Origin of the sequence: Rossellomorea aquimaris, assembly GCF_020171925.1 — a bacterium.
GTDB classification, from domain to species: domain Bacteria; phylum Bacillota; class Bacilli; order Bacillales; family Bacillaceae_B; genus Rossellomorea; species Rossellomorea aquimaris_F.
In genome coordinates this window covers 405,371-430,044 of sequence record NZ_JAIVAR010000001.1, presented here as the reverse complement: position 1 = coordinate 430,044, position 24,674 = coordinate 405,371, and the positions used below count along the sequence as shown (strand labels likewise).

Here is a 24,674-nt window from a genome sequence, read left to right as displayed (position 1 = left end):
AAAGAAATAGTGGATTTTATAGTCTAATTTTTCCATTTGTTATATGTTATAATGAAAGTATAAAGAGGCGGTGAATCATCTTACTGATTCACCGCCTCTTTTGTTTACTCCTTTCTACAATCACTCCATTTTTTATTCAGCGGGGACAGGCTAACCGCAACATTCTTAAAAAAACTGTGAAAAACAGGCGCTCGTCCATACCATATGGACAAAGATACATAGAATGTAGTAAGTCGAGGTATTACCTTTGGCAAATAGATGGAGTTAGGGGGAAGACTTATGTGGTTTCTAAATTATCATTGCTGTGAGAAAAGAAGACATCATCGCTGCAACTTCTGGGACAACTTGATGTTTGGACACTGTTCATGCCATGAAGATCATCATCACCACGATTGCAGAGAACCTAGAAGAGACGAAGCCGTTGAACAGAAATGCTTTAAAATCAAAGACTCTCATTCCTGCAAATGCCATGACCAAAAAGACTGGAATACGTGCGGATGTAAAAAACATCATTCTTGTGATTGTCACAAACATAGAAAGAATCATGGTAAAAAATGCAGCTGCGGCAGATAACAGGCGAACCCATCCATATTGGATGGGTTCCTTTTTTATGTGCTTTTGATAGGGATGAGGATATCAAAATGTGGAGCTTTAAGATCACGATCTAGAGGATATCGTTCATGTTTGATCGGCAAGTCATCAAAATAGGTGATCCCCTCTTCGACATCTGTTGTATACATCTCATTTTCCTTCATCCACTGATAAATCTTTGAGTATGTAGCGCCGATATCCTCGCCTTTCGGATGGTGGACCTTCAAATACGACATGGAGGGTATGTTGATTTCCACCATGTCTTCAGGCACAATCTCCTCCCCACTCACTTCAAACACAGAGTAATGGACAAAGCCATCCTGACGCAAATGATACGACAATCCCAATTGAGTCTGTGGTTGTAACTTATATTCCAATCCCCGGGAGCGCTCACACATACATTGAATCATTTCTTTCAACACCGATACCTCGGAATATGACCCTTCCCACTTCATGCCTATGGCACGGTATGAAGGAAGTGTGACAATCTCGTAATCAAGTGACACCATATCATTCTCCTCCCAAACGTTCATTACTCGTATGTATTCGTGATTGGGTAAGCAATTCCTTCGTAAAGGAACCTAATCCCTATCTTTCACTTCAAGTTGACATGTGTTCTTAGAAGTCATATGTTTCTTATTAAAAAAAATCTAAAAAAGTACAAGTCCTATCTTTAAAATCAGTTGACAAAAGCGGATTTCCGACATACGATAAAGAAAAAGTTGCGCTCAGGCAAAAATAATAACCTTAACAAAAATATGTGTGGGGGTGTAAAAATAATGTCTTTGTCCAAATATAAATTATCTGATTTAACCGAAGGTACCAGTGCCAAGATCACTTCAATTGAAATAGATGGTGTCATGCGAAGACGCCTCCTGGATTTAGGGTTTGTTCCCGGTAATGTCGTGACAGTGATTAAAAAAAGTCCTTTAGGTGACCCGGTGGCCTTTAGGGTAAGCGGGACAGTCATTGCGCTAAGAAAAGAAGAAAGCTCGAATATTTACGGGGAGATGATTGGATGAATCAAGAGAAACTGCGAATCGCTCTAGCCGGAAACCCCAACACGGGAAAATCAACCTTGTTCAACCTTTTGACCGGATTAAAGCAGCACACTGGAAATTGGCCCGGGAAAACGGTGGCTCAATCCAAAGGACATTTCGATTTTAAGGATGAATCATATGAAATCATCGATCTTCCAGGTACGTATTCACTAATTGCGAACTCGATGGATGAAGAAATCGCCAGAAATTACATTGCGTTCGAGAAGCCTGATGTGACGGTCATCGTATTGGACGCTACCTCATTGGAAAGAAACTTGAATATCGTGCTTCAAGTTTTGGAAATCACAGATAAAGCAGTAGTTGCGCTGAACTTAATCGATGAAGCTGAAAAGAAGGGCATCTCGATCAATGAAAAAAAGCTTCAAGAAAGACTGGGAGTCCCTGTTGTGAAGATCTCTGCAAGAAATAAGGTGGGGATTGATACGTTACTCGATACGGTCCAAAAAGTCATTACAAACTCAGTGTCGCTTTCACCCCTAAAGCTGAAATACAGTGATGATATTGAAAAAAAGATTGCAGAGCTCCAGCCTGAAATCCAATCGATATATGGTTCTTTCCTTCCTTCCAGATGGATTGCATTACGTCTATTGGAGGGAGATGATAGCATCATCTCTGAATTGAACGCCCGAGTTTCAAAGGAAAAGAAAGGAGGTCCATCTTATGAATTCGCATCCGGGGAATGCTGATGCAAGCAGAAAGCTGAGAGAAAAGGCAATGAGTCTCTCTACATCGTCTTTACGGGACGAAATCGTCACAAGTGCCTTCACACAGTCAAAAGCCCTTTGCGCTGATGCCGTTAACGTAAGCGATCAACGGAAATTGCTGCACACTGAAAAACTGGATAAAATATTCACATCTAAAATATGGGGTTTCCCCATCATGCTCCTGATGCTTGCAGTCGTCATTTACTTGACAATCGCAGGTGCGAATGTCCCTTCCTCCATGTTGGCAACATTCTTCAGCTGGCTTGAAGGTTATCTGACATTAGGGTTCAATGCTTTGAATGCACCAGATTGGCTACATGGCGTCCTGGTACTTGGCCTATATCGGGGCACTTCATGGGTAATCAGTGTCATGCTGCCACCAATGGCCATCTTTTTTCCAATGTTCGCACTCTTAGAGAATTATGGGTATTTACCGAGGGTTGCCTTTAACATGGATCGATTATTTAAAAAATCCGGGGCTCATGGAAAACAATCCCTGACAATGGCGATGGGGTTTGGATGTAATGCCGCTGCGATCATGTCTACACGGATCATTGAGTCTCCCAGGGAAAGAATGCTTGCCATCCTGACAAACAACTTTGTCCCTTGTAACGGTAGATGGCCGACATTGATTCTAATGGCTTCCATTTTCATGGCTGCCGGGTTTACAGGGGCTGCCGGAACACTCGTGACTGCCGCTGTCGTAGTTGGTATGGTGGTGTTCGGAATCATTGTGACACTTGCTGTTTCGTGGATCCTATCCAAAACGGCACTTAAAGGGGTACCCACTCATTATACGCTGGAGCTCCCCCCTTACCGTAAGCCGAAATTCATTAATACAATCGTAAGGGCAACACTTGATAAATCGGTGTTTGTACTGAAGAGGGCGATTATCATTGCCGCACCTGCGGGAGTATTAACATGGGTATTCGCCAATATCATGATCGGGGATACGAGTGTCTTGATGCATGTGGTGAACTTTTTGGACCCATTCGCTCAACAGCTCGGGCTAGATGGATTCATTTTGATGGCGTTCATTCTGGGTCTGCCTGCAAACGAAATCGTCCTTCCAATCTTACTGATGGGCTATTTATCTACAGGTGCCATGATTGAAGTCGAGGACCTTGGTTCGTTAAAGCAAATCTTTGTCGACCAGGGCTGGACCTGGGTCACTGCCCTGAACATGATGTTATTTTCACTTCTTCACTTCCCTTGTGGAACGACTTTAATAAATATCTTCAAGGAAACAAAAAGCAAGAAGTGGACATTTCTTGCCTTTGCCATCCCAACCGGCCTTGCCATCGGCGTAACCTTTGTAATCGCTCAACTTGCTAAGTTATTTGGATGGGGTTAACAAAAGGTACGTCCCTCGTCGCTTTAAAGCGATGAGGGACGTACCTTTTTTTGGACGCTTATCAGTATTCGATTTCATCATAATCTTTGGGCTGTGGTTCAGGTTTTACATTCTGGCTGCTTGAACTATTTTCGATGGTCTGCATGTCGCCTGTTTCTTTCAGAGGCAATTTTTTGTTTTGTTCTTCTTTTTTCATGTGAATGTCTCCTTTCAATCAAGCTAGGATTAATATGTGCAAGAAAGGAAAATGCATGCCTTCTCTTTACGTTAATCAATCAGAGTGAACACACTTCCCTATGCACGTATGGAACCCGTCAGAATGGATATCCTTGATACAAAGAAGACTGCACGGAGGTGACCACATGATCGACAAGAAATGCTCATGCAAACGCTGCAAGTGTCAAACAAAAAAAGAATGTGACTGTCCTTGCTGCTGTGAAAAATAAAACCCCCGGACCATGAGTCCGGGGGTTTACACTTAACTAAACTTTTTCACCAACGCCGACGATTTCATCAAAATAGTTCAACGACTTCCTCTCAGGATCCAACCATTCATTTTGCTTCCAAGTATCCTCGATGAAAATCTCGGCGATCATTCTTTTTCGTTCACCTCCAAATGTCGCCGCATCACTCAGTGCAACGACGCTTTCATATATTTTCACCATGAGCTCTGCAATCCGTTTACTATGGTACGTCTGAGTATCTTCATCAGCTGATAATATGTTCCTCAACACTTCCTCTAAAACCGTCAATCCTTTTTGTACTGGTGCAATCAGTCCGTGTAGTTCTGAGGGAAGCCCACAAAGCTCCGAGTTCATTTCTTGGAAGAAGACGTCATGTACTCTATATTTGTTCAGTAGGCGCAGCACCTCGAGACCCAAGATATTTGCCGTCCCTTCCCAGACAGTCAATACCTGTGCATCCCTCAGTAACCTTGGCAGGACAAAATCTTCTATATACCCGTTACCTCCATGCAATTCAATTGCTTCATGAGAGAAGTGGATTGCCTGTTCTGCACTCTCTTTCTTCAAAATTGCAATGAGTAGACGCGTCAATGCAGCTTCTTGATCCGTAGTCATAACCCCAGGATCGGATACACGATCAAATTTCTCTGCCAATCTGAATACTGCACTTGTTTCAACTTCCTGTTTGGCCGCCATGCCAACGAGGGTTTCTTTGACCATAGGGTAATGTGAAAGGCTCTTTCCGAATGCTTCCCTGTAAAATGCATAATTCCTCGCTTCCATGTAAGCTCTTCGCATGATGCCGATAGAAGCAACCGCATTACAGATCCTTGATAGATTCAGAGCTTCCATCATGTAATAAATCCCTTTATTCCTTTGTCCAATGAGAAATGCCTCTGCACCTTCAAATTCAATTTCAGCAGAAGGTACCGCCCTGACACCCAGTTTATCCTTTAATCTGCGTACTCGTATCCCATTCAAGCTGCCATCTTCTTTTCGCCAAGGTACCGCAAACAAACTTAGACCTTTTGATCCTGCGGCTGAGCCGTCCGTCCTGGCTAATACCATTGCGACACCACACATACCGGAATTGGATGCAAAATATTTCTCTCCGAAAAGTTTAAACCCTTCACCATCCTCCACAACCCGAACCGTATTGGCCCCCACGTCCGATCCCCCTTGCCGCTCGGTCAAGAACGTGGCACCCTCATACAACGCAGTTTCTCCAGTTGAAATAACATGCTTCAAGTATTTTTCTTTCAATTCTTCACTCGCGTATCTTTCAAGGAGCATGGCAGTTGCCATCGTCAACGTCACAGGGCAGTAGAACCCGGGCTCGGTTTGTGACAATAAGTAGCCCTGTGCAAAGGAGTAAAGATAGTTGCCATTATGGCCCAACTCCGGAATGGTCTTATGGATATACCCGACAATTCCTTTATTGTACGTCTCTTCCACGGTTTTCTTATATCCTTCATTCACCCAAATTTCGCAGACTTCCTCACCGAAGCGGTTATACTTGATCAATTTCGGTTGTCCTTCACGGTCAGTATGGACGGCACGCTCATCAATTACCCCAGCACATATCGCACCGAATTCAGTAAGTTCCTTATCTGCCCAGTGATAGAATGGCCCTCTCAGATAATGACGTATCAGTTGTTTTAAATGAGGGTCCTCGAGGTAAAAGTTTTCAAGCTTTCTCATGATCCCACCCTTTCTCAAATACTTTTTCAGTAAGATTTATTTCTCTTTAAGATTTTTAAATTGGCGAACCGCAAAAGAAAGAATATTCAATCTATTTTAGGTATCATCCTTTTATTTTCATTCACTTCTCTACTCTTATGATGACACAGGACAATGATCGATTTCCATATAATGAAAAAAACATCGGGGAGTGTCTTAATATGAAGAAAAAAATTCTGTTGTTCGCAGATGTTGGGATTGATGATATAGTCGCGCTCATTTACGCATACTTAAGCGATGACATCGAGCTTGTCGGGGTCGTAGCCGATTACGGGAATGTTCCTAGGGAACGTGCAATCCAAACGGCAAATTATCTCATGACTTATGTGCCGGAAGAGAAACGATTTCCGATTATCGGTGGTGCGCAGATTCCCATGACCGCAGAAGAACCAACTTTTTACCCTGAGATCCATGGAGAGTATGGATTAGGTCCGATCATTCCCGAGGTGTTGAGCGACACAACCGAGAATTTCTTTGAAATTGTCAACATCATCAAGCAATATGACGGTGAACTTACAGTAGTCAGTATAGGGCGGCTGACTTCACTAGCATCGATGTATCTCCTTTATCCTGATCTGATGGATTCTGTGAAGGATATTTACGTGATGGGTGGGGCTTTCTGGGTACCGGGTAATGTAACGGCCGTTTCAGAAGCGAATTTTTATTCAGACCCCATTGCTGCTAGAATTGTCATGAACTACGCAAACAACCTGACAATCATCCCACTTAATGTGACCGACTTTGCCATTGTGACCCCACAAATGGTTGATTATATCGATTCCAAGGGAAAGACGGAGCTTTTGAAGCCTTTACTTGATTACTACTATGCTTATTATAAAGAGCGGAATCCGGAAATCCAGGGAAGTCCGGTGCATGATGCCATTACCCTCATGGCCCCCCTTTACGAGGACATGTTTACATTTAAGGAATTGCAGGTCTATATTGAGACGACAGAAGGACACGTCAACCAAGGTCAAAGCATTACAGACATTCGACCTTATATCAAATTTGAGAATGGAGTCAGAAAACACAGGATTGCCTTCGGATTTGATTATAAGACTTTTTATAACAGGTTTATGACTGTTATGACAGGGGAAGCATTCGATTAAGATGCCTGACCGATCCTATTTCTTTAACAATCCGTATATCTCGAGATTTTCAAACATGCCTGACACAAGACGTTCCTCCTTTAACAATCCTTCCTGAGTGAAGCCAGCTTTCTTTAAGACAGCAATTGAGCCTTTATTTTTTGATAATGCCGAGGCACGGATTTTGTTCAAGTGAAGGTCCTCGATTCCAAATGAGATCATACATTCTACAGCTTCAGTGGCGAAACCCATTCCCCAGTAAGGCCTTCCCACCCAGTAGCCGAGCTCACCTGATTGATTGAGGCGATCGACCCGTAATGTGATGGTCCCGACCAGTTCATCCGTTTCCTTCAAGACAACAGCCAGTGGATATTCTGTTCCGTTTTGAATCAATCCGGGCTGTATCTCGATCCATTCAAGGGCATGTTCAAGTAAATAAGGTTGAGGCAGTCCAATGATTTCTGCAACCTCTCTGTTATTGGCAAGTTTCTGGATTGCCGGTGCATCACTATGTTCAAATGTCCTCAACATCAACCTCGACGTCACTAATGGCGTAATCATATGTATACCTCTCCTTGTTCTAGATGTTTTTCTTTTCCATATTATTCATCTTACCATCCATACCTTGCAGGTGAAAGCTAATTTTCTGTCAAAACGAAAGATGAGCTGCTTCAATCTGAAGCAGCTCATCTCTATTGTTTTAAAGGTTTTTAAAGAACAGACGTATCACATCGGCACCACCGATAAATGTTCCAAGGGAGCTTCCTAAATTGGCCAACACAACAATCAATAATACCCGGGTCACTTTATTTGACCAGAACCCTTTCACACTTAATACGTCTTCTGATAAGCGATCGAAATCCGCAACGTTTGGACGCTTAAAATACGCTTGTACAGCGCCTGCAAACCACCCTGCTGCTAGCAACGGGTTAAGGGATGTAATTGGTGCGGCGACAAAAGCCGTAAGAATCGCTAATGGGTGCCCCATACCAATGGCTACCCCAAGGGCAGAAAATCCCCCGTTCCATAAAATCCAGCTCAATGACTGCTGCATACCTGCATCGGGATTTGAAATGAACGTATAAGCAATGAGTGCAAGGATGAAGATCGGTATCCCCCACCCGATTATCTTAGGTAACTTCGATTTAGGTGGCCTTTCATTCAATCTCTCAAGATCATGATCTTTTTTAATTTCTTCTTTGATTCCAGGCACATGAGCAGCTCCAAGTACAGCAACAATTTTCTTTCCTGGAGCATCCTTTATTTTTTGTGAAAGGTACTGATCCCTCTCATCAATCAAAGGCTTTTTCAGTCGGGGGGATGTTTCAGTGAATTCATTCAACATCCCTTCAAGCATGTCTTTTGATTTCAATTTCTCCAGTTCTTCTTCTGAAATATTTTCATTGCTGAAGATGCTGTAGATAATCTGCATGAGTAACTTTGATTTCCCCGTAAAGCCAACGTTTCCCCAAATGCGTGAGAACGTGACCTGAATGTTCCGATCCGCAAGAACCAATTCTGCACCTGTTTCCTTTGCGGATTCGATTCCCTGGATCATCTCCTGACCCGCTTGGATTCCAAGCTGCTTCGCCATTCTCTTCTGGAACGACGAAATCGCCAAGTTCATCAGCAGGAATGTAGCTTTACGATCCTTTATGACTTTGAAAATATCCGTTTCTTTCCATTTATCACCTTGCACGATGGATTGATATCTCTGTTCATCCAATTCCACACATACCGTATCGGGACGTTCTCGTTCGATTACTTCTTTGACTTGTTCGGCACTTTTCTTGGATACATGGGCCGTGCCAATAAGAATGTATTCTTTACCGTTTTGGTTGATTCTTGTGATATTTTGTTCTTCTATTTCTCTTGACATGAAGTACCTTCCTTTTACGGATATTAATCTTTTCCCAATTTCACTTTTCCATTTTACCATTAATAGAAAGCTTTGCTTACAACTTTATGAATATTTTAAAAAAATAGTTATAACTTCAGTATTTCTTTTATATCATCTTCAGTTAAGTTCTTTCCACTATAATCTTCGGGAGAATCAATGATGGATTCAATTAAATGTCTCTTCCTCTCCTGGAGTTCATTCATTTTCTCTTCAATCGTACCCTTTGCCACAAGCTTGATCACTTGCACAGGGTTCTTCTGACCCATCCGATGCGCCCGATCTGCAGCCTGCTCTTCCACTGCAGGATTCCACCACGTGTCATAAAGAATGACGGTATCGGCTGTATTTAAGTTCAAACCGGTTCCCCCGGCCTTCAGGGAGATTAGGAAAATGTCCCTTTCCCCCGCATTGTAAGAGTTACATAGCTGGAGTCGCTCTTCAGAAGGCGTACTTCCATCCATATAGAGGAATGGTAATTCCATGGTGGCAAGCTCCCTTGCAATCAGCTGAAGCATCTTGGTGAATTGGGAGAATATAAGAACTCTCCTTCCGGATTGCTTCGCTTCTTCCAGGAGTGTCATTAAGTGATGCAGCTTCGCTGAACCTCCTGTATATCCTTCTACAAAAAGACTTGGGTGACAACACAATTGGCGCAGCCGGGTGAGCCCTGCAAGGATTTTAATCTTATTTTTGCGGAGGGTTTCCTGATCCAAATGCTTTAATGTATCATGACGAAGTTTGGCAAGGTATGCTGCATAAAGCTTCTTCTGTTCAGGAAGGAGTTCGACTGTCTCCCTCGTTACGAGTTTCTCGGGAAGCTCCCGCAATACATCTTCCTTCATTCTCCGAAGCATGAATGGCCTGACTCTCCTTGCAATCGATTAACGTGAGAGTTTACTATAGTCCATTAATCCAGAGAATAACTGGGGAAAGACGATATGAAAAATTGACCACAGATCCTCTATTGAATTTTCCAAAGGGGTTCCCGTTAATGCAAATTGTTGATGCGCCTTTAACTTCTTTAAAGCTCGAGCTGTATGAGTGACAGGATTCTTGAATGCCTGTGCTTCATCATAAAATACAACCGAGAAGTCCTGCTTTTCGAACCAGTGGATGTCCCTGCGTATGATTCCATATGAGGTGATGACGACATCTGCATCAAATTCTTCTTGCAGCATCCTTCTTCTGGCTATTGGTCCCTCCACTACCATCACCTTTATTTTCGGAGTGAATTTCGAGAATTCACTGAGCCAATTATACATGAGGGAAGATGGACATACGATGAGTGCAGGTGCCTCATCTCGCCTTATTTCATGTAAGATGGATTGAATGAATGTAATGCTTTGGATTGTTTTCCCCAGACCCATGTCATCGGCAAGAATCCCACCAAAACCATAGTGAGCAAGCGTCTTCATCCAATAATACCCTACCTTCTGATACTCTCTGAGAATGCTATCGAGAGAATCTGGGACTGTAAATGGCAAACTACCTGGATTCCGAATGGTCGAAAGGAATTCCCGGAAAGACTCCTCTATCCTGAATCCGTCCCCTCCCTCAAAATGATCTAGCATATCCAGTGCTTCTACCATGGGGACATCATATCCACTTAAGAGCGAAGCAGGTTTTACTTCAGCCCTTTGGAGGAAACGATGAATTTCTTGTGCTTCTTTTGTTTCCAATGAAAGCAGTGCACCGCTCCGAAGACGATAATATTTCCGCTTCTCCACCAGTGCAGACAGCAATTCCTTGATGTCCCTTTCCGGTATCCCGTCCATGTCGAATTTGAACTGAAGCCAGTTAGTCCTTTCTTTCTTCACCTTTACACGGACGACAGGCTTGGCGTCCCCCCTGAAAATCCGATTCCTGACAGCAGTCGTTGCATAGACCCGGAGGTACTTTGGTAAATCGGGCACTTGATAATAGAGGAAATCAAATTCAAGCTCCTCATTGTGAAGGTAATAGCCACTCTCCGTTTTTGCAAAGGAACTGCGTTCGAAGATGTCTATGATTTGTTCCTCTTTCTCCAGGTCCCTGACCACCATGCCCCCCGGGCTCTCCGCTTCAGATAGTGGATTGAAGACTACATGGCCGTACTGAAATTCCAATCCGGCCAAAAGCTTATTATTCACTCGATCTAAGTACAGGTTAGCAGTGAGTGGTGTCTTCAAGAATCTTTCGGTTAATGACTGGGACATCCTCACCTGACCCAATCTTTTCAACTCTGGTCCGATGCGTTCCAGGAAGTAATTGATCTTGTCAGCCGGGATGGTGATCTGATTCACCTCAGATGCGTCAAGCATCCTATGTAATTCATGCAGCCTCCTGTAATCATCATCACCTAATTCATACACTTTACCTTTAAAGAAAACAACACGATACGCTAAAAATATAAAGGTATGGGTAAGACCTTCTATTGATAGTATGTACGTACCAGAATCGTTCTCACTGAATGTAAATTCCAAAGGAAGCAAAGCAGCAGACTTTTGAATACGGTTATACTTCTTCCTTGAAAGTTCCACTGATACCCGTTCAGCATCCAAGAGCAAAGGAAAGATTGTACTCCATACGGAAGGCGGGATGGATAATGAACTCCCACTGGTTTGTTCATTGGAACTTCCTGAAAAAAAAGCTTCATCATTAAGTATTTTAGTCAATGCCTTGATTAAAGCATCATCCCCCCTATTGAAGCAATGATCTCTTTGTGAGTAGACAAAATCATCCGAGACCCTGAAAGGCTTTCCTTCCGTCACACTCTCCATAAATCCCCGGACATCCTGGATTAGATTGTCATTCATACTCAACTGAATCCCCAATAGATACTGATTGTCACCATATAACAAAGGAGTGCAAGTGAATTGAACGTCTACTACTTTCCTCGTTTCAAAATGACGTTGTTCTCCACTCGAACGTATTGTGTTTGCATCATTGAATACGTTGAGTAATCCATCACTCAAATGCTTTCCGTAATATGGCTTCTCCTTATGGATTTTAATAAGGACTGCAGCAACATGCTGACAAGAAAGATCAAACGAAGAAAGCTTGGGACAACTGCAGGTTGTCTGAAGCCTTCCTTGTGTATCCTCTTCAATCGCGACATGAAACTCATCGCCAGCTTGCACTTTGGCTTCACAGTGACCGGGCTGAATATCTTCGATGGTAACTTTATCGGATTCAAAGTACTTCAACCCTTTTTTGTATGAAACCTCACCGCACATAGTTTGAATCGTTTTATATGTAAAATTAAAAAGCATGATATGTCCCTTCTTACTAGTTTCTCGTCGATTTATTAAATAGATTGTAACACACATGATAAACAATCTTATTCTTGATTGAATTCCTCCTTTTTTATGATACGCAGTTTGGATCGATAAACAATCACCTTACGGGAATCTTCATTTGTATGGTATTATAGTCAAGTTCCAGTAAGAAGTGTTTTATTGACAAGCACATACTAATTACCTTTTAGGAAAGAGGCGAAAGAAATTGAAACTATGGACTAGCTATAAAAACTCGTCATTTATCGTAAAGATGACAGCGGGTTTCATTCTCGGAATAATCGTGGGTCTAGTATTCGGGACTCAGGCAAATGTACTGCAACCTCTTGGATCAATTCTGATCAAACTGCTAAATCTTATTGCCATTCCGGTTGTGTTCCTTACGGTTGTCCTTGCCGTCAACCAAATGAATCCGAAACAATTGGGTAGAACCGGCGGGAAACTATTACTTTATTATGGAAGCACAACGGCAGCTGCCGTGCTGATTGGATTAGGTCTGGCCCTTGTCATTAATCCCGGTGAAGCTTTGTCACTACCCGCTGCAGAGGTAAAAAAACCTGAAGCCCCTTCGTTTTCATCCGTATTATTCAATATCATTCCAGATAATTTGTTCACCGCGTTTTCGAATGGGAATTTGATGTCCATCTTATTTCTAGCAATCATTATTGGTTTTTCAATGTCAGCGATGAGGTTTTCGGAAGATCATAAGATGAAGGATTATGGAGAGAAATTGCATACGTTTTTTGATGCTACCAATGAGCTTTTCTTCAACATCCTTAAAGGGATTCTGCTCTACGCTCCTATCGGGGTGTTTGCCATAGCCGCTACATCATTCGGTTCGCAGGGTTGGGACACCTTTCAGTCTTTACTTAAGTTCACCGCCGTCTTCTATCTTGGGATCCTCCTCTTGTGGGTATTTGTTTATTGTGGAAGTCTTAGGATATTCAACATTCCTGTCATGAACTTTTTCAAAAAAACAAAAGAAGCGTATACAACTGCGTTTTTCACTTCGAGTAGCATTGCCACTCTTCCAGTCGCAATGGATGGTGCTAAAAAAGCAGGCATTTCTGAAAGGATCGTGAATTTCAGCTTACCTTTGGGGGCCGTTTTCAATTCCGACGGTGGAGCTTTAAGGATGGGTGCCTCCATTGTCTTCGCAGCGAATGTGTCAGGGGTGGACTTTTCTATCACTGATTTACTGACCGTTGTACTGATCGGAACTCTTCTATCCATTGGAACGGCAGGAATTCCCGCAGCAGGACTCGTTACGTTATCTGCGGTACTGACCTTGTTCGACCTCCCGCTTGAAATCGTTGCCTTGATCGCAGGGGTAGATGTCATCATCGGGATGGCTGGAACTGCTTCTAACGTCATTGGGGATGTTGTCGGGGCAGCGGTTGTCGATCAGTCTGAAAAGAACGCGGAAATTAGCCACCAAAACTGATGGTGTGAAATCAAATTTATAAAAAAGAGCCACTTCCCGATAATTATGGGATTTCGGCTCTTTTTTGATTTATGTATGTTCTGCTGTTGAGTTGTATCGGTCACATTAATAGTAAGTTACCCTGAAATTAGCTCTCTTCTCCAGTATAAATCTGGAAGTTAACCCCGAACTTATCGATCACACATCCATAAAGCGGGCTGAAGATAGTCTTCTGTAGGGGCATTGTCACTTCCCCTTCTTGCTTTAACCCTTCGAATAACTTCTTTGATTTCTCAGGATCGCTCGTCGTTATGCACAGTGTAACTTGGTTTCCAGTTGCATGAGGCTGTCCTGGGAACGTATCACTGAACATAAGCTCTGATTCCCCGATCTTTAAGGTTGCATGCATGATGCGATCCTTTGTTTCTTCTGGCAGGGGGTATTCAGGATCTCCCGGACTCTCACCAAACGTTTGAACGTATAGAACTTCTGCCCCTAGTACTTCTTGATAAAAATTAATTGCTTCTTTCGCATTTCCGTCCATCACCAAATAAGGAAAAACCTGAACCATCATTACCAGCTCCTAAAATTAGTATAGATTTGACCCCTTTTTAAAGGAACCATATCCGCAGTTTACCGATACACCTTAATCATACATTATAGAACAAACGTTCGCAATCGTTTTTTCCTTTTGTTTCTAATTTATGCTGAAGCAAACTCTCTTCTGCCAAAATCTACTGAGTCATAAATGCCACGTTCCGATCTTTCTATTAATCCTTGGGTCTATCCTTACTCATTTCCAAATAGATATAGATAAACGGGTTCGATTCGGAGGTGGATTTTTTGATTGTTAATTTAGAAGTGATTCCAATAAACGAATACATCGGATGCGACTATGACGGTAGTGATGAAAGTCCAGCCGAAAAGAAACGATATCAATCCGGAACGATTAAAAGGATTCGCTATTTAATAAGGGAAGACGCCTCAATTATTACATATGACATTGAGTCAGCGTTCCGGACATATGTAAATATTGAAGATGATGGCACGATTCCTTCAAATTCAAGGAAAACCTTGACCGTTCAAACAACATTTGAAATGAAAGATCAAGTCATGATTGAGGTCGCTGGGATTAAAAGACTGGGTATCATAGATTCCATTGAAGTAAATTGGGATGACCATGCTTGCCGGATCAGCTACGGGGTACGGGATGAAACTGGGAAGGTTTTCTATGGCATCACGGAAGAATCATTGTCAGAATGGGTGCTTGGGCGCTAAGATGAAATTCGTTCACATTATCCCCTCCGTTTTTCCAGTCATATTGTAAAAAAATTCAGGCAACATATAAGACGGAAAAACTGATATATGTTAAGATATTTTTATTGAGAACCGTTAGGGGGATAAACATTGTCTGTAAATATGGAGAACACAAAAACGAGAGATATTGCTGACGCGATCCTGAAATTGAAAGAAACAATGGTCGATCAAAGAGCAATGGATAATAATGATAATTATTCAAGCACAATCAGTAAAGATATTAAAGTTTGGCGACACAACTTGATAGATATATATGCTAATTCTATTATCAACGACCTAGAGACTTCCTATGAAAACCTAAAAAACTGGGGAGAACAGGCAGTAAATTTATTGATCGATTTAGATCTTCCATTGGATATTGCCATTGAAGAGATCCGTAATTATAGAGATCGGATCGGGGAGATCATCAAGAATGAAGCAGAAAAGCAGGAACTTTCATATACAGATTTCTACGAGGTTCTGTCACGCTTTAATTCCGTTGTGGACCGGGCCGTTCATTGGCTGAGTATTTCGTATAGCAGAAAATATTACACAAGGATCCATGCTGCTGAATCGGTGGCTTTGGAACTTTCCGTACCAGTCATCAAAGTAACGGATACAATCGGGATTCTTCCATTAGTGGGGGATATCGATACGAAGCGGGCACATGAATTAATGGACAAAGCCCTTGTGAAAGGCTCACAACTTGGCTTGGATCATATCATTTTGGACTTATCGGGTGTACCGATCATTGATACGATGGTGGCAGACCGCATTTTCAAGGTAATCGATGCCCTTGGCCTGTCAGGCATCAGCGCTACCCTGACCGGCATTCGACCTGAAATAGCCCAGACCATGACTAACCTTGGCATCAATATATCAACGATACCTATTTACTCGAGTCTCCATATTGCAATGAAAACACTTCAGAATCACTAACCATTAAGCGGCAGCCCCAAAATTCATTGGGGCTGCCGCTTTGCATTTACTTAGTCCTTATTTTTGAAACTTCATGTATGGGGAGGCGGCGCTACCAGTTCCACCTTGATCCGGTCTGGATCCTCAAAAAACACGGCATAGTGTCCACCTCCACCTGCAAATGGATGCTTATCCTTATAGAGAATGGGTATCCCTCTTACATTCAATTTATCAGCCATTTCGTCTACATGCTCTATTGAAGATGCATGAAAAGCCAAATGATTCAATCCGGTACGACAACGATGATAAGCAATGTCCAAGAAACGTTCTTCTGTTTGCACAAATACGATATATGTATCACCAAGTTTCCAGCTCTGACCATCTTCCCACTTTTGATAAAGCTCATAACCTAGTTCATTTAGAAACCATCCCCAAAACTTTTCTGTCTTGTCCAAATTTGACACATACAATTCTATGTGATGAAGTAACCCGGTATTCATTTTTCCCCTCCTGTACTCCGATCGACTCATAAATAGAACGACTTATCAACTATGATGCCTTATAACCTCATAAATACCTGTCAATAAAAGTAATGGCAGTTCCCCCTCTTTCGAATCGATGAAAACTTTCTTTGGGGAGAGTCTCCTTTGATAGGTGATTACGGCGATGCCCTCTTGATCCTTGCTGAATCTTATCTCACCATTTTCTTTATCATGGTACACTTGCAAGAATTCACCACCATAAGAAAATGAAAGCCTGACGACTCCACCCTTTTCCTTTTGACCTTCAATCTCAAACCTTTGAATATTGTGATCTTGGATAACTTCTGCCTGCCATATTATGTGGTTGCCTTTTTTGACGGATTCATTATGTAAAGTCATTTTTAACTTGCCATCATGACCTTCTCCCGTAAAATGGATGGACCGCTGTCGAAAGAAGAACGTCCATAACTGATTCAGCCTACTATGAAAGTCACGCTTTACAAATCCTGCATAATTGGTTTTCACATCAATGATTTCTGCACGTTTGGAAGATGACCGGAAACGATTTTCATAGTAAATCGCCTTATTTGCCAACTTTCCATCGCCACCCAACTGCAAGTCTTTTTCAGTCCTCGTCACAAAATAGCCGATCACAACGAATAGTATAAATACCATAAAGACCAATAGATAAAACCATGATGGCACAATTCCTTGTCCGTACATCATTTTTCACCCCCTACTGATTAACTGCCTGGCTTCTGAAAAAATGTTTCTTTCATCCTGTCATTAAAGCCTGTAACATTAAATATATCACAAAAAATATGCCCTAGTGTGTTTTCACTCATTGTGTTGTTACCGCTCGGAAGATTAATGACGATTTCATTTTAGTAGAAACCATTAAACTATGAATAGATAATCACTAGAGTCAAAATGAGGAGTGTTGCATATGAGCCTTTCTTTTGAAACCCTGCCAGTAAACAAGCTTTATAAGCTCAAGGAATGCTGTAATGATTTAATGGCATACCAGAAATCTTTAGCCACAATCAAACCCGAGCTCTTCGATGCTATGAACTTTGAGTCGCGCTTGGTACCTTCAGTTGAAAAAGCGATTCATAATCATATTATTGTAGCAAAGGATGATAACCAAATTATTGGTTATGCGTATGTCAATATTTCTCCTAAAGAGACATACTCGAATGAATTTGCCACCTTTTTTGATTTATCAACCGTTAGCCATGCATATGTTGGATGCTTATCACAATTTTATATACATGATGCGTATAGGAAGAGTGGTGTAGGATCGAAGCTATTTTCACTATCGATGGAATGGTTGGAACAACATGAAGACATCGAGGATATATTCATTTTTGTTTCAAATGGGAACACCATCGCACTTGAATTTTATAAGCGTAAAGGATTCAAGGTAAGCCACGATATACTTGAAGGATTCATCACCGTGCTCAGGAACTGATTCATTGCTTCTCATCAATATCCGATTTCCAAATGAATTGTAGGGGTCTTTATTGCAACTTTCACAGAAAGACCCCTTCCTTCTTAGAAAGGGGGGAGATTAGACAAATTATTCTCTTTCAATCCATCCGGTTCACTTCTGATGATATCCCTTCCGTAGCGGTGAAATACGTCTACATGGGCCAATTTACCTGCTTTAGCTTCTTCCAAAGCTGTCAGATAATCGAGCTCTCTTCCGCTTTCCGTTTTAAAGGCGATGATGTCATCATCATCGTTTTTACGGATCGCAACAATTTTCTCCGCCTCCGAAGTCGCAGGAAATGAAGAATCTTGCCGAAGATGGTGGCCTGCATCCTGCTTGTACTGCTCATAAATCTGCTCAAAGTCTTTACTTTCCATCAAACAACACCTCCCAAACGTAAGTTTAGTATGTTCGGGAGGTGTCTTTTTTATTTACACCTTTCAGTCTATATAATGGGTAAACAATATAATCAGTAAAATATGCCTAAAAAAATTGTTTCGGCCGAAAAAAAAAGAACGATGCAGATTTTCCCGGAAAAAACACTAAAAATGGACTTTCAATAAATCCAAAAATTCTAAATTAACTGATTATTACCATTTTTTACATTGTAAGATTCTGCACTTTTTAATAGACTACTAATTAGCCGCCGGGGTTAATAGAAATAGCTATTTCTCAAATCAGATCAGATAGGGGAATTGTAATAATGTCGAAAAAATTAGTTAGCTTAGCATTAGGTACTTCACTCGTTTTCAGTGCTTCATTCGCTGGAACCACACTGGCACAATCTTCTGATTCAATCACTTCCAAAATGGAAATCCACCAAAAGGTGATGAATTTCGACAAAAAGGGACCAAGCTTCTTATCAGGCAAACTGTCTAGCAAGGTGTCTAACGAAAAAGAAGTTAAGCGATTCATGAAAGAAAATAAGGATCTGTTCAAAGTAGATCCTCATTCTGAATTGACATTACTTGAAAAGACGACAGATGATCTGGGCATGTCTCACTATAAATTCACTCAATCCGTAAATGGTGTACCGGTTGAAGGGGCAATCTTCATCGTCCATACAAATAAAGATGATGAAGTCACAGCCGCTACTGGACAATTATACCAAGACGCTTCGAAAAAACTGACGAATACTAAATCCAAGATTAGTGATCAAGCAGCTGTCGCTTCTGCGTGGAAACATATCAATCTGACAAAAGCAGATACGTTAACAGGGACTCATGAGGAACAATCTTTTGGTGCTAAGAAAGAAAGTGACGTCGAGAGCACAAATGAAGAGAGCAAGCTGGTCGTTCACGAAAAAGATGGTGCCTATTCTCTTGCGTACAAAGTACAGCTTCAATTCATTGAGCCGTATGGTGCAAACTGGCAAATCTTTGTAGATGCTAAGGACGGCAGCATCCTTGAAGCTTATAATGCCGTTACTGAAGGAGCAACAACAGGGTACGGTTATGGTGTACTCGATGACTATAAGTCACTAAATACTTACTATTCAAACGGGACGTATTACTTATTTGATGTTACTAAACCGATGAACGGTGTCATCGAAACACGGACTGCTCAAAACGGCTCAAGTCTTCCAGGGGTCTATACAGTGGACAGCAATAACGCCTGGACTGCTTATTCACAAGCTGCTGAAGTCGATGCCCACGCATATGCTTCTAAAGTGTATGATTATTATTTAAATACACATAATCGCAATAGTTTCGATAATAACGGTGCGACCATCAGATCAACCGTCCATTATGGCTCAAACTATAACAACGCTTTCTGGAATGGACAGCAAATGGTTTATGGAGACGGTGACGGTTCCACTTTCACCTCATTATCAGGAGCACTTGATGTAGTTGCTCACGAATTGACTCATGCGGTGACTGAACGTACTGCGGGTCTTCAATATCAGTATCAATCCGGTGCATTGAATGAATCTTTCTCTGATGTATTCGGCTACTTCCTTGATCCTGGAGACTATTTAATGGGTGAAGATGTATACACACCTGGGGTTTCGGGTGATGCACTTCGCAGTCTTTCCAACCCTGCCCGTTTCGGACAGCCTGAGCATATGAACAACTATGTGAATACTTCTTCAGATAACGGAGGGGTCCATACTAACTCAGGTATCCCGAATAAAGCAGCTTATAATACAATCTCAAGCATCGGTAAAGCGAAAGCTGAAAAAATCTACTACAGAGCACTGACTGTATACTTGACTCCGACAAGTAACTTCAGCTATGCGCGTGCTGCATTGCTTCAATCTGCTGCTGATTTATATGGTAGCGGAAGCTCTACTTACAATAGCGTCAAAGCCGCTTGGGATGCGGTTGGAGTCTATTAATCTCCTGAACTCACCGGAAAAAGGCCGCTTTTATCAGCGGCCTTTTTCTTTGTGTAATACGGCTATCCTCTACCTTCATTCACAGCTGACTGACCAATTGATTAGAAAGAGATCTTTCTTGATCACCGGTGTTAGATGCTGTTCAAGACAAGAATTCTTCGCATATTTAAAAGAAGTTGAGTTCATCATCATAGCCGTTACAAGGATAATTCCTGCTAACCAGATCGTCAGCCCTTTCCTTCTCATAAACATCCTCATCTCTAGCGCTCCCTCCATCACTTCATGTAACGTATGCTCGACCTCACTTCAGGCTTGATCAATCCGGGATATCTCCCCTCCACAAGATCCATTGTTTCATCAATCAACTCCGTAAGTTGTGAAATACTCCGTTCTGGTCCCCCTGTCAAAATTTCCGACATTCGATCATAAAGGTTGCAAGGCGTTACTTTCATGAGATTGATACTATTCTCCATCCATTTGAATGAAGGGTGCTGAACATACATTTGGTTAAGCCCGAATAATATCCCGAGCAACTTTCTTTCCACCTCACAGATGGTGCTATAAAGCATGAGCCAGTCCTGTCTTTGCAATAATGCTGAACAGTTATTCCACTTGTTCCCGAACTGAAGGTTCTCCAAGATCATCGCCTGCGATAAGCCATCTGGATAGAACCTTAATTTTTGTTTTAAATCGTTGATCTTTGCCCCATTAACTAATGCTTCTCCATAGTGGATCGAGGATGCGATACACTGTTTGTCGTAATCTGGATCAAAGTCATCGACCACGTCACCTACGACCCGATCGACTGTATCGGTCAGGAAACTGCTGATTTCAAGTTTCACTCCATTTTTGGTAACATATGCTTCTGACCACTCTTCATCTTCATACGGATGAAACGATAGAATGTCACCATTCACTTCCTTTATTGGCCCGATCCTGTCGACGTCATGCGGTGGTTCCGTCCAAAATATGTGTAATTCGATGTCTGAATGCTCGTCTTCCCAGCACCGGGATACCGACCCTGCAAGGAGTATGGATTCAACTTTCGAATTCTTCGAATATAATCCTGCCATCTCTGTGGACAGCTGTTTTAAATGATTCATATACACCTATTCCTTTCACTCAATCTGCCACCGCCTCGTCAGGATTAAAAAAACTCATATAATCCTTCATTAAAATATTCAAATTCAGATTCCGAAATTCGATGTCTCCTATACCCTTGATAAAATGCATCCTTAAACTTTTCATGATGCATGAATTTCCTTATGGCAAGTGCCTCATCGTAACGCGGATCTCCCATTTTCATTCCTGCCACATCAATGAACATTTTCACCTCACCATCCACGACCAACACATTATCAGTTGTACAGTCACCGTGAATCATCGTTTGGGTTACCGGTTCCGGTCTCTGCAAGATGAGTTTCTCAAGAAGAGGTAGATCACCATCACACTGCCCGTTCTCAACATATGTCCTGGCAAGGTTCAATTGTTCATCAAGCCAAGTTTCTTTCCCGTGCTTTCCGGATTTCCCCGATTCATGAAAAGCATTCAGAAATTCACCAAAGCCTTTGATCAATTTTTCCCTTTCTTTGGAGGATTCTGCTTGTTTCAATGCTGAAGTCAAGGAAATCCCATTGATATATGACATGAGAATATGACTCCCATCAGACCCGTCCCAGAATCCGTAGAATGTCGGTAGTGGCCTCTGCCCTGTCTTCCCTTCCTTTAACACCTTTGCCTCTGCCCTTAGCCAGTTTCGATATTTTTCTATATAAGAACTTTTCAGTATATACGATTGGGTTTCTGTCTCAACGAGCCTGACTTCTGATGTACATCCCTGCTCCGGGAAGAGTCTGATCTCATGGATTCTTCCTATTTCACGCTCAATCCATTCCTCTACCAATTCATTCATAAGCTGTTCTCCCTTGTTATCTTTTTTCTGTTATGTTAAAAAACCTCTTCTTTTAGAAATCGCTTGGCAACGTGGAATCCCCTTCAATCCCAACCTTCCAAGTAATGATGGTGGTACTATCCCTTACATTATTTCTTTGAATCTCTCCAATCAGGTGACGGACGCCTCCTTCAAGACTTACCGATGTGAACTCGCCCATGATCATTTTCGGATCATGAAATGAAGTGCCCGGACATTCTGTCAGCCCGTCGGTTGTAAGGAAAATTTGATTTTCTCCCGCTCTCAATTCTTTAATCCCAGTACTATAGGTCGGGACTTCATGATTGAATGTACTGTTCTTTCCGACCCATTCATAGAAGCTCCTATGGTTTTGCTGGTATTCCCCCATCACTGAAAGTTCGGGATGAAAGAGATGGAGAAGGCAGTCACCGATTGATAACCACCATAAATACTTCCCTTTTCTTAGCGCGAACAGGCAGGCAGTCTCTCCCTGTACGTTCATGGCTTCTTCTTTAAACGTATCACTACTGAATGTCTCGATGATGAAATCATGTAACCGTGAAAATGCTTTCTTTCCCGGTTTTTCAATAATGGTGGTTAAATCTGTTCTTTCCTTTTCGAATGTCCTGATCACAAGCTCAACGCTTTCAGCAGTATCATGTCCGTCCAATATCATGATAAATTCCCATTCTCCAGGTGATGACCAGACAAGACAACCATCTTCATTCTTATATTGCCCTGCAGCCGAGTTGCCCCCATATAACCCGATCACGATCTCATCTAGCGATTTTATGAACGCCTCATCTACATACGTTTCTTTGCTGCCTGTCCAACTGAATGTGTTCATACTCCATACTCCCTTTCCATCATAATTGCCCTACAATCCTTTCAATTCCTTCTAATCTCACTTCACCGGAGAAATGCCAGGCATCGATGAGGAAGGACGGACCTAGTACCTCAAAGAATGATCTTCGACATATAATATTCATCATGGAATTCTTCATCGATGATCAGAGATTTTCGCTTTGTTCCTTCTATTTCGAATCCACTTTTTTGATAGAGTGCAATTCCAGCAGTGTTCTTAGTGACTGCCGTAAGTTCCAAGCGTTTAATACCTTGTTGTTTCGCCCATATTTCAAGCGTTTGAAATAACCTTGTCCCGACTCCTTGCCCCCGGAATTCGCGAAGGATGCCGACTACAATATAAGCGGAGTGCCTGTTTCTTGATACGGTTCCGCCAATTGCCATCAGATAACCAATCAAACGATTGTTTTCCTCTGCAGCCAGAATTACCGCATTTTCCTGAGTATGTATGCGATTGATCAGTTTTCGTTGTTGCTCCACGTTCATGCTTCGTTCACCGGGTCCCATAAGCATATAGTCTGCTTGTGATTCCACTTCCCTGACTACCTGGATGAACTGTTCTGCATCTTCAGATACAATCTTCCTGACTTTCATGACGAACCTCCTCTTACTCTTAGAAGCTACGAGCAAACTTTTTTATGTTCCTGCATTTTCTCTTTGAATCCATATTAACCTACGAATATTTTAACATAAATTTCCTCTAGGCAAATTTCCCTTTACCTCTTTACGCAGACTTTCCTGTTTTATTTTCCGTATATAAAAAAGCGAATACGACTATGTACTCGCTTTTCATGCTATCCTAACTAGTTTTCATTAGGTTCTCATCACCAATCCACCACTGGCTTTTCAAGCTGAGGGGCGAACCCAAGAGCTTCTGATGCCGCGAGGATGAATTCTTTACAAAAATAAAAACTACGATGATAGACAATTTTCCCATTTTCTATTTCTTGACATTGAATATCGTGGATTTCAGGTCCACATTGCCCTTCATGGAAAACAACGATGACTTCCCTTCCCCAAAGCATGTACGGCTCTGCCCTGAATCCTGGAAGGCCATACTTCATTGAGCCAGAACGCATTTCGTCCGTTGAGAATTCTTGAAAACCTAATGGAGCATCGGTATTGGCCGTTTCGCTGAGGAGTGCCAATACTCCTTCTACGTTTCCTTCATTTATTGCTTCTAGATAAACCTTAATGATCGGATCGAGTTCCTTTGTATGCTCATTTACTTGAATATCTCGCTCAAAGTCGGAATCCCTTAGCTTTTTTTTCATCCTCCATACGGTTGCATAAACGGCACCTGCAGTCGTATGAATCATGCCCGCCACTTCCTCTGCCGTGAAGGAAAATACTTCTTTTAAAAAGAAAAGGGCTGCCTGACGAGGTGGAAATCGTTTCGCCAAATACGTTAATACTTCTTTCAATTCCAAGTCATCATGAAAGTCCTCACGAGGGGCATGCTCTTCTTTCAGTTCACCAACAAACATTTGTTTTCTACGGCACTGGTCGATCCACGTAGTAGTGGCGACTCTGAATAAATATGCTTTTGGGTTGGTGGGATGAAATCGTTGATGGAATCCTCCAAATGCTTTCAGCAATGTATCTTGAAACAAATCTTCACCGTCCCATGGGGAGTCGGTAACATAACGGCAGTATGTCCATAGATCGGCTTTACATTCCTTCACGATGTCATTGAACTCCTTATGCAACTTTCTATTTTCTTCAATGAATGACGTCACTTTTACTTCATTTATACGGTTCATCATGACCTC

Annotated in this window: 25 protein-coding genes and 1 pseudogene; 10 read left to right on the top strand and 16 right to left on the bottom strand. The window is 42.0% G+C overall.

Annotated elements, in window-relative coordinates; translation table 11 throughout:
* Window positions 1-352: 352 nt before the first annotated feature.
* Window positions 353-622, top strand: a complete 270-nt coding sequence (locus LCM10_RS02085) for a hypothetical protein (protein WP_224874259.1) — start codon at window positions 353-355, stop codon at window positions 620-622.
* Here the strand turns inward: LCM10_RS02085 and LCM10_RS02080 are convergent.
* On the bottom strand, window positions 609-1,100 hold the full coding sequence (locus LCM10_RS02080) for a GyrI-like domain-containing protein (RefSeq protein ID WP_224874258.1): 492 nt from the start codon (window positions 1,098-1,100) through the stop codon (window positions 609-611). The two genes, LCM10_RS02085 and LCM10_RS02080, sit on opposite strands and share 14 nt — an antisense overlap.
* 270 nt (window positions 1,101-1,370) lie before the next feature.
* Here LCM10_RS02080 and LCM10_RS02075 point away from each other — a divergent pair, with 270 nt between their 5' ends.
* The 3 genes from LCM10_RS02075 to LCM10_RS02065 are packed head-to-tail and all read left to right on the top strand — an operon-like array spanning window position 1,371 to window position 3,710.
* Window positions 1,371-1,613 carry a FeoA family protein gene (locus tag LCM10_RS02075; RefSeq protein WP_224874257.1) on the top strand — a complete coding sequence of 81 codons (243 nt, stop codon included), beginning with the start codon at window positions 1,371-1,373 and terminating at the stop codon, window positions 1,611-1,613.
* Window positions 1,610-2,338, top strand: a complete 729-nt coding sequence (locus LCM10_RS02070) for a FeoB small GTPase domain-containing protein (protein WP_224874256.1) — start codon at window positions 1,610-1,612, stop codon at window positions 2,336-2,338. The genes LCM10_RS02075 and LCM10_RS02070 overlap by 4 nt, the downstream gene beginning before the upstream one ends.
* Window positions 2,313-3,710: a nucleoside recognition domain-containing protein gene (locus LCM10_RS02065; protein ID WP_224874253.1), complete on the top strand. Its 1,398-nt coding sequence runs from the start codon at window positions 2,313-2,315 to the stop codon at window positions 3,708-3,710. The genes LCM10_RS02070 and LCM10_RS02065 overlap by 26 nt, the downstream gene beginning before the upstream one ends.
* A gap of 61 nt (window positions 3,711-3,771) precedes the next feature.
* Here LCM10_RS02065 and LCM10_RS20545 read toward each other — a convergent pair whose 3' ends face one another.
* Both LCM10_RS20545 and LCM10_RS02060 read right to left on the bottom strand, forming a co-directional pair.
* Window positions 3,772-3,906, bottom strand: a complete 135-nt coding sequence (locus LCM10_RS20545; protein WP_263621355.1) for a hypothetical protein — start codon at window positions 3,904-3,906, stop codon at window positions 3,772-3,774.
* A 286-nt stretch (window positions 3,907-4,192) separates the two neighbouring features.
* On the bottom strand, window positions 4,193-5,875 hold the full coding sequence (locus tag LCM10_RS02060) for an acyl-CoA dehydrogenase family protein (RefSeq protein WP_224874251.1): 1,683 nt from the start codon (window positions 5,873-5,875) through the stop codon (window positions 4,193-4,195).
* Window positions 5,876-6,075: 200 nt separating this feature from the next.
* On the opposite strand from LCM10_RS02060, the gene LCM10_RS02055 reads away from it, so the two are divergent.
* Window positions 6,076-7,023 (top strand): nucleoside hydrolase, encoded by a 948-nt coding sequence (locus tag LCM10_RS02055; RefSeq protein WP_224874249.1) that lies wholly within the window; start codon window positions 6,076-6,078, stop codon window positions 7,021-7,023.
* Between the two features lie 15 nt (window positions 7,024-7,038).
* Here LCM10_RS02055 and LCM10_RS02050 read toward each other — a convergent pair whose 3' ends face one another.
* The 3 genes and pseudogenes from LCM10_RS02050 to LCM10_RS02040 all read right to left on the bottom strand — a co-directional run bounded on the left by LCM10_RS02050 (window position 7,039) and on the right by LCM10_RS02040 (window position 12,117).
* On the bottom strand, window positions 7,039-7,563 hold the full coding sequence (locus tag LCM10_RS02050; RefSeq protein ID WP_224874247.1) for a GNAT family N-acetyltransferase: 525 nt from the start codon (window positions 7,561-7,563) through the stop codon (window positions 7,039-7,041).
* A 139-nt stretch (window positions 7,564-7,702) separates the two neighbouring features.
* Entirely contained in the window at window positions 7,703-8,881 is a 1,179-nt protein-coding gene (locus tag LCM10_RS02045; RefSeq protein ID WP_224874245.1) for a TraB/GumN family protein, read from the bottom strand.
* A gap of 107 nt (window positions 8,882-8,988) precedes the next feature.
* A pseudogene (locus tag LCM10_RS02040) lies at window positions 8,989-12,117 on the bottom strand (SNF2 helicase associated domain-containing protein).
* A gap of 268 nt (window positions 12,118-12,385) precedes the next feature.
* On the opposite strand from LCM10_RS02040, the gene LCM10_RS02035 reads away from it, so the two are divergent.
* The gene (locus LCM10_RS02035) at window positions 12,386-13,621 is read left to right on the top strand and encodes a dicarboxylate/amino acid:cation symporter (RefSeq protein ID WP_224874244.1); all 1,236 of its coding nucleotides are present in this window, start codon (window positions 12,386-12,388) and stop codon (window positions 13,619-13,621) included.
* A gap of 127 nt (window positions 13,622-13,748) precedes the next feature.
* On the opposite strand, the gene LCM10_RS02030 is transcribed toward LCM10_RS02035, so the two are convergent.
* On the bottom strand, window positions 13,749-14,174 hold the full coding sequence (locus tag LCM10_RS02030) for a VOC family protein (protein WP_224874242.1): 426 nt from the start codon (window positions 14,172-14,174) through the stop codon (window positions 13,749-13,751).
* 269 nt (window positions 14,175-14,443) lie between these two features.
* Here LCM10_RS02030 and LCM10_RS02025 point away from each other — a divergent pair, with 269 nt between their 5' ends.
* Together LCM10_RS02025 and LCM10_RS02020 are read left to right on the top strand one after the other, a co-directional pair.
* Complete coding sequence (locus tag LCM10_RS02025; RefSeq protein ID WP_224874240.1) at window positions 14,444-14,878, top strand: hypothetical protein; 435 nt, start codon at window positions 14,444-14,446, stop codon at window positions 14,876-14,878.
* Between the two features lie 129 nt (window positions 14,879-15,007).
* Complete coding sequence (locus LCM10_RS02020; protein WP_224874239.1) at window positions 15,008-15,835, top strand: STAS domain-containing protein; 828 nt, start codon at window positions 15,008-15,010, stop codon at window positions 15,833-15,835.
* A gap of 71 nt (window positions 15,836-15,906) precedes the next feature.
* On the opposite strand, the gene LCM10_RS02015 is transcribed toward LCM10_RS02020, so the two are convergent.
* The gene (locus LCM10_RS02015) at window positions 15,907-16,314 is read right to left on the bottom strand and encodes a VOC family protein (RefSeq protein WP_224874237.1); all 408 of its coding nucleotides are present in this window, start codon (window positions 16,312-16,314) and stop codon (window positions 15,907-15,909) included.
* 45 nt (window positions 16,315-16,359) lie between these two features.
* Window positions 16,360-17,022: a hypothetical protein gene (locus tag LCM10_RS02010; protein WP_224874235.1), complete on the bottom strand. Its 663-nt coding sequence runs from the start codon at window positions 17,020-17,022 to the stop codon at window positions 16,360-16,362.
* 220 nt (window positions 17,023-17,242) lie between these two features.
* Here LCM10_RS02010 and LCM10_RS02005 point away from each other — a divergent pair, with 220 nt between their 5' ends.
* Entirely contained in the window at window positions 17,243-17,767 is a 525-nt protein-coding gene (locus LCM10_RS02005) for a GNAT family N-acetyltransferase (protein WP_224874233.1), read from the top strand.
* An 83-nt stretch (window positions 17,768-17,850) separates the two neighbouring features.
* Here LCM10_RS02005 and LCM10_RS02000 read toward each other — a convergent pair whose 3' ends face one another.
* Window positions 17,851-18,165, bottom strand: a complete 315-nt coding sequence (locus tag LCM10_RS02000; protein ID WP_224874232.1) for a DUF3892 domain-containing protein — start codon at window positions 18,163-18,165, stop codon at window positions 17,851-17,853.
* A 326-nt stretch (window positions 18,166-18,491) separates the two neighbouring features.
* On the opposite strand from LCM10_RS02000, the gene LCM10_RS01995 reads away from it, so the two are divergent.
* Window positions 18,492-20,126: a M4 family metallopeptidase gene (locus tag LCM10_RS01995; RefSeq protein WP_224874230.1), complete on the top strand. Its 1,635-nt coding sequence runs from the start codon at window positions 18,492-18,494 to the stop codon at window positions 20,124-20,126.
* Between the two features lie 75 nt (window positions 20,127-20,201).
* Here the strand turns inward: LCM10_RS01995 and LCM10_RS01990 are convergent, their stop codons facing one another.
* From LCM10_RS01990 to LCM10_RS01965, 6 genes are all read right to left on the bottom strand, one after another.
* Window positions 20,202-20,384 (bottom strand): hypothetical protein, encoded by a 183-nt coding sequence (locus LCM10_RS01990; protein ID WP_224874229.1) that lies wholly within the window; start codon window positions 20,382-20,384, stop codon window positions 20,202-20,204.
* Window positions 20,385-20,401: 17 nt separating this feature from the next.
* Entirely contained in the window at window positions 20,402-21,229 is an 828-nt protein-coding gene (locus LCM10_RS01985) for a DUF4037 domain-containing protein (RefSeq protein ID WP_224874227.1), read from the bottom strand.
* 44 nt (window positions 21,230-21,273) lie between these two features.
* Window positions 21,274-22,038, bottom strand: a complete 765-nt coding sequence (locus LCM10_RS01980) for a phosphotransferase family protein (protein ID WP_224874226.1) — start codon at window positions 22,036-22,038, stop codon at window positions 21,274-21,276.
* 52 nt (window positions 22,039-22,090) lie between these two features.
* Window positions 22,091-22,885 (bottom strand): protein phosphatase 2C domain-containing protein, encoded by a 795-nt coding sequence (locus tag LCM10_RS01975; RefSeq protein ID WP_224874224.1) that lies wholly within the window; start codon window positions 22,883-22,885, stop codon window positions 22,091-22,093.
* Between the two features lie 110 nt (window positions 22,886-22,995).
* Complete coding sequence (locus tag LCM10_RS01970; protein ID WP_224874223.1) at window positions 22,996-23,496, bottom strand: GNAT family N-acetyltransferase; 501 nt, start codon at window positions 23,494-23,496, stop codon at window positions 22,996-22,998.
* Between the two features lie 230 nt (window positions 23,497-23,726).
* Window positions 23,727-24,668, bottom strand: coding sequence for an RNA polymerase sigma factor (locus LCM10_RS01965; protein ID WP_224874221.1), 942 nt, complete (start codon window positions 24,666-24,668; stop codon window positions 23,727-23,729).
* Window positions 24,669-24,674: the final 6 nt, after the last annotated feature.

Coding starts and splice junctions, on each gene's coding strand:
- LCM10_RS02050 (WP_224874247.1), bottom strand. CDS start 7,563: ATGATTACGCCATTAGTGACGTCGAGGTTGATGTTGAGGACATTTGAA.
- LCM10_RS02060 (WP_224874251.1), bottom strand. CDS start 5,875: ATGAGAAAGCTTGAAAACTTTTACCTCGAGGACCCTCATTTAAAACAA.
- LCM10_RS01965 (WP_224874221.1), bottom strand. CDS start 24,668: ATGATGAACCGTATAAATGAAGTAAAAGTGACGTCATTCATTGAAGAA.
- LCM10_RS01970 (WP_224874223.1), bottom strand. CDS start 23,496: ATGAAAGTCAGGAAGATTGTATCTGAAGATGCAGAACAGTTCATCCAG.
- LCM10_RS02005 (WP_224874233.1), top strand. CDS start 17,243: ATGAGCCTTTCTTTTGAAACCCTGCCAGTAAACAAGCTTTATAAGCTC.
- LCM10_RS01980 (WP_224874226.1), bottom strand. CDS start 22,038: ATGAATGAATTGGTAGAGGAATGGATTGAGCGTGAAATAGGAAGAATC.
- LCM10_RS02065 (WP_224874253.1), top strand. CDS start 2,313: ATGAATTCGCATCCGGGGAATGCTGATGCAAGCAGAAAGCTGAGAGAA.
- LCM10_RS02080 (WP_224874258.1), bottom strand. CDS start 1,100: ATGGTGTCACTTGATTACGAGATTGTCACACTTCCTTCATACCGTGCC.
- LCM10_RS01990 (WP_224874229.1), bottom strand. CDS start 20,384: ATGAGGATGTTTATGAGAAGGAAAGGGCTGACGATCTGGTTAGCAGGA.
- LCM10_RS01995 (WP_224874230.1), top strand. CDS start 18,492: ATGTCGAAAAAATTAGTTAGCTTAGCATTAGGTACTTCACTCGTTTTC.
- LCM10_RS02070 (WP_224874256.1), top strand. CDS start 1,610: ATGAATCAAGAGAAACTGCGAATCGCTCTAGCCGGAAACCCCAACACG.
- LCM10_RS20545 (WP_263621355.1), bottom strand. CDS start 3,906: ATGAAAAAAGAAGAACAAAACAAAAAATTGCCTCTGAAAGAAACAGGC.
- LCM10_RS02030 (WP_224874242.1), bottom strand. CDS start 14,174: ATGATGGTTCAGGTTTTTCCTTATTTGGTGATGGACGGAAATGCGAAA.
- LCM10_RS02010 (WP_224874235.1), bottom strand. CDS start 17,022: ATGATGTACGGACAAGGAATTGTGCCATCATGGTTTTATCTATTGGTC.
- LCM10_RS02055 (WP_224874249.1), top strand. CDS start 6,076: ATGAAGAAAAAAATTCTGTTGTTCGCAGATGTTGGGATTGATGATATA.
- LCM10_RS02015 (WP_224874237.1), bottom strand. CDS start 16,314: ATGAATACCGGGTTACTTCATCACATAGAATTGTATGTGTCAAATTTG.
- LCM10_RS01975 (WP_224874224.1), bottom strand. CDS start 22,885: ATGAACACATTCAGTTGGACAGGCAGCAAAGAAACGTATGTAGATGAG.
- LCM10_RS01985 (WP_224874227.1), bottom strand. CDS start 21,229: ATGAATCATTTAAAACAGCTGTCCACAGAGATGGCAGGATTATATTCG.
- LCM10_RS02075 (WP_224874257.1), top strand. CDS start 1,371: ATGTCTTTGTCCAAATATAAATTATCTGATTTAACCGAAGGTACCAGT.
- LCM10_RS02045 (WP_224874245.1), bottom strand. CDS start 8,881: ATGTCAAGAGAAATAGAAGAACAAAATATCACAAGAATCAACCAAAAC.
- LCM10_RS02000 (WP_224874232.1), bottom strand. CDS start 18,165: ATGGAAAGTAAAGACTTTGAGCAGATTTATGAGCAGTACAAGCAGGAT.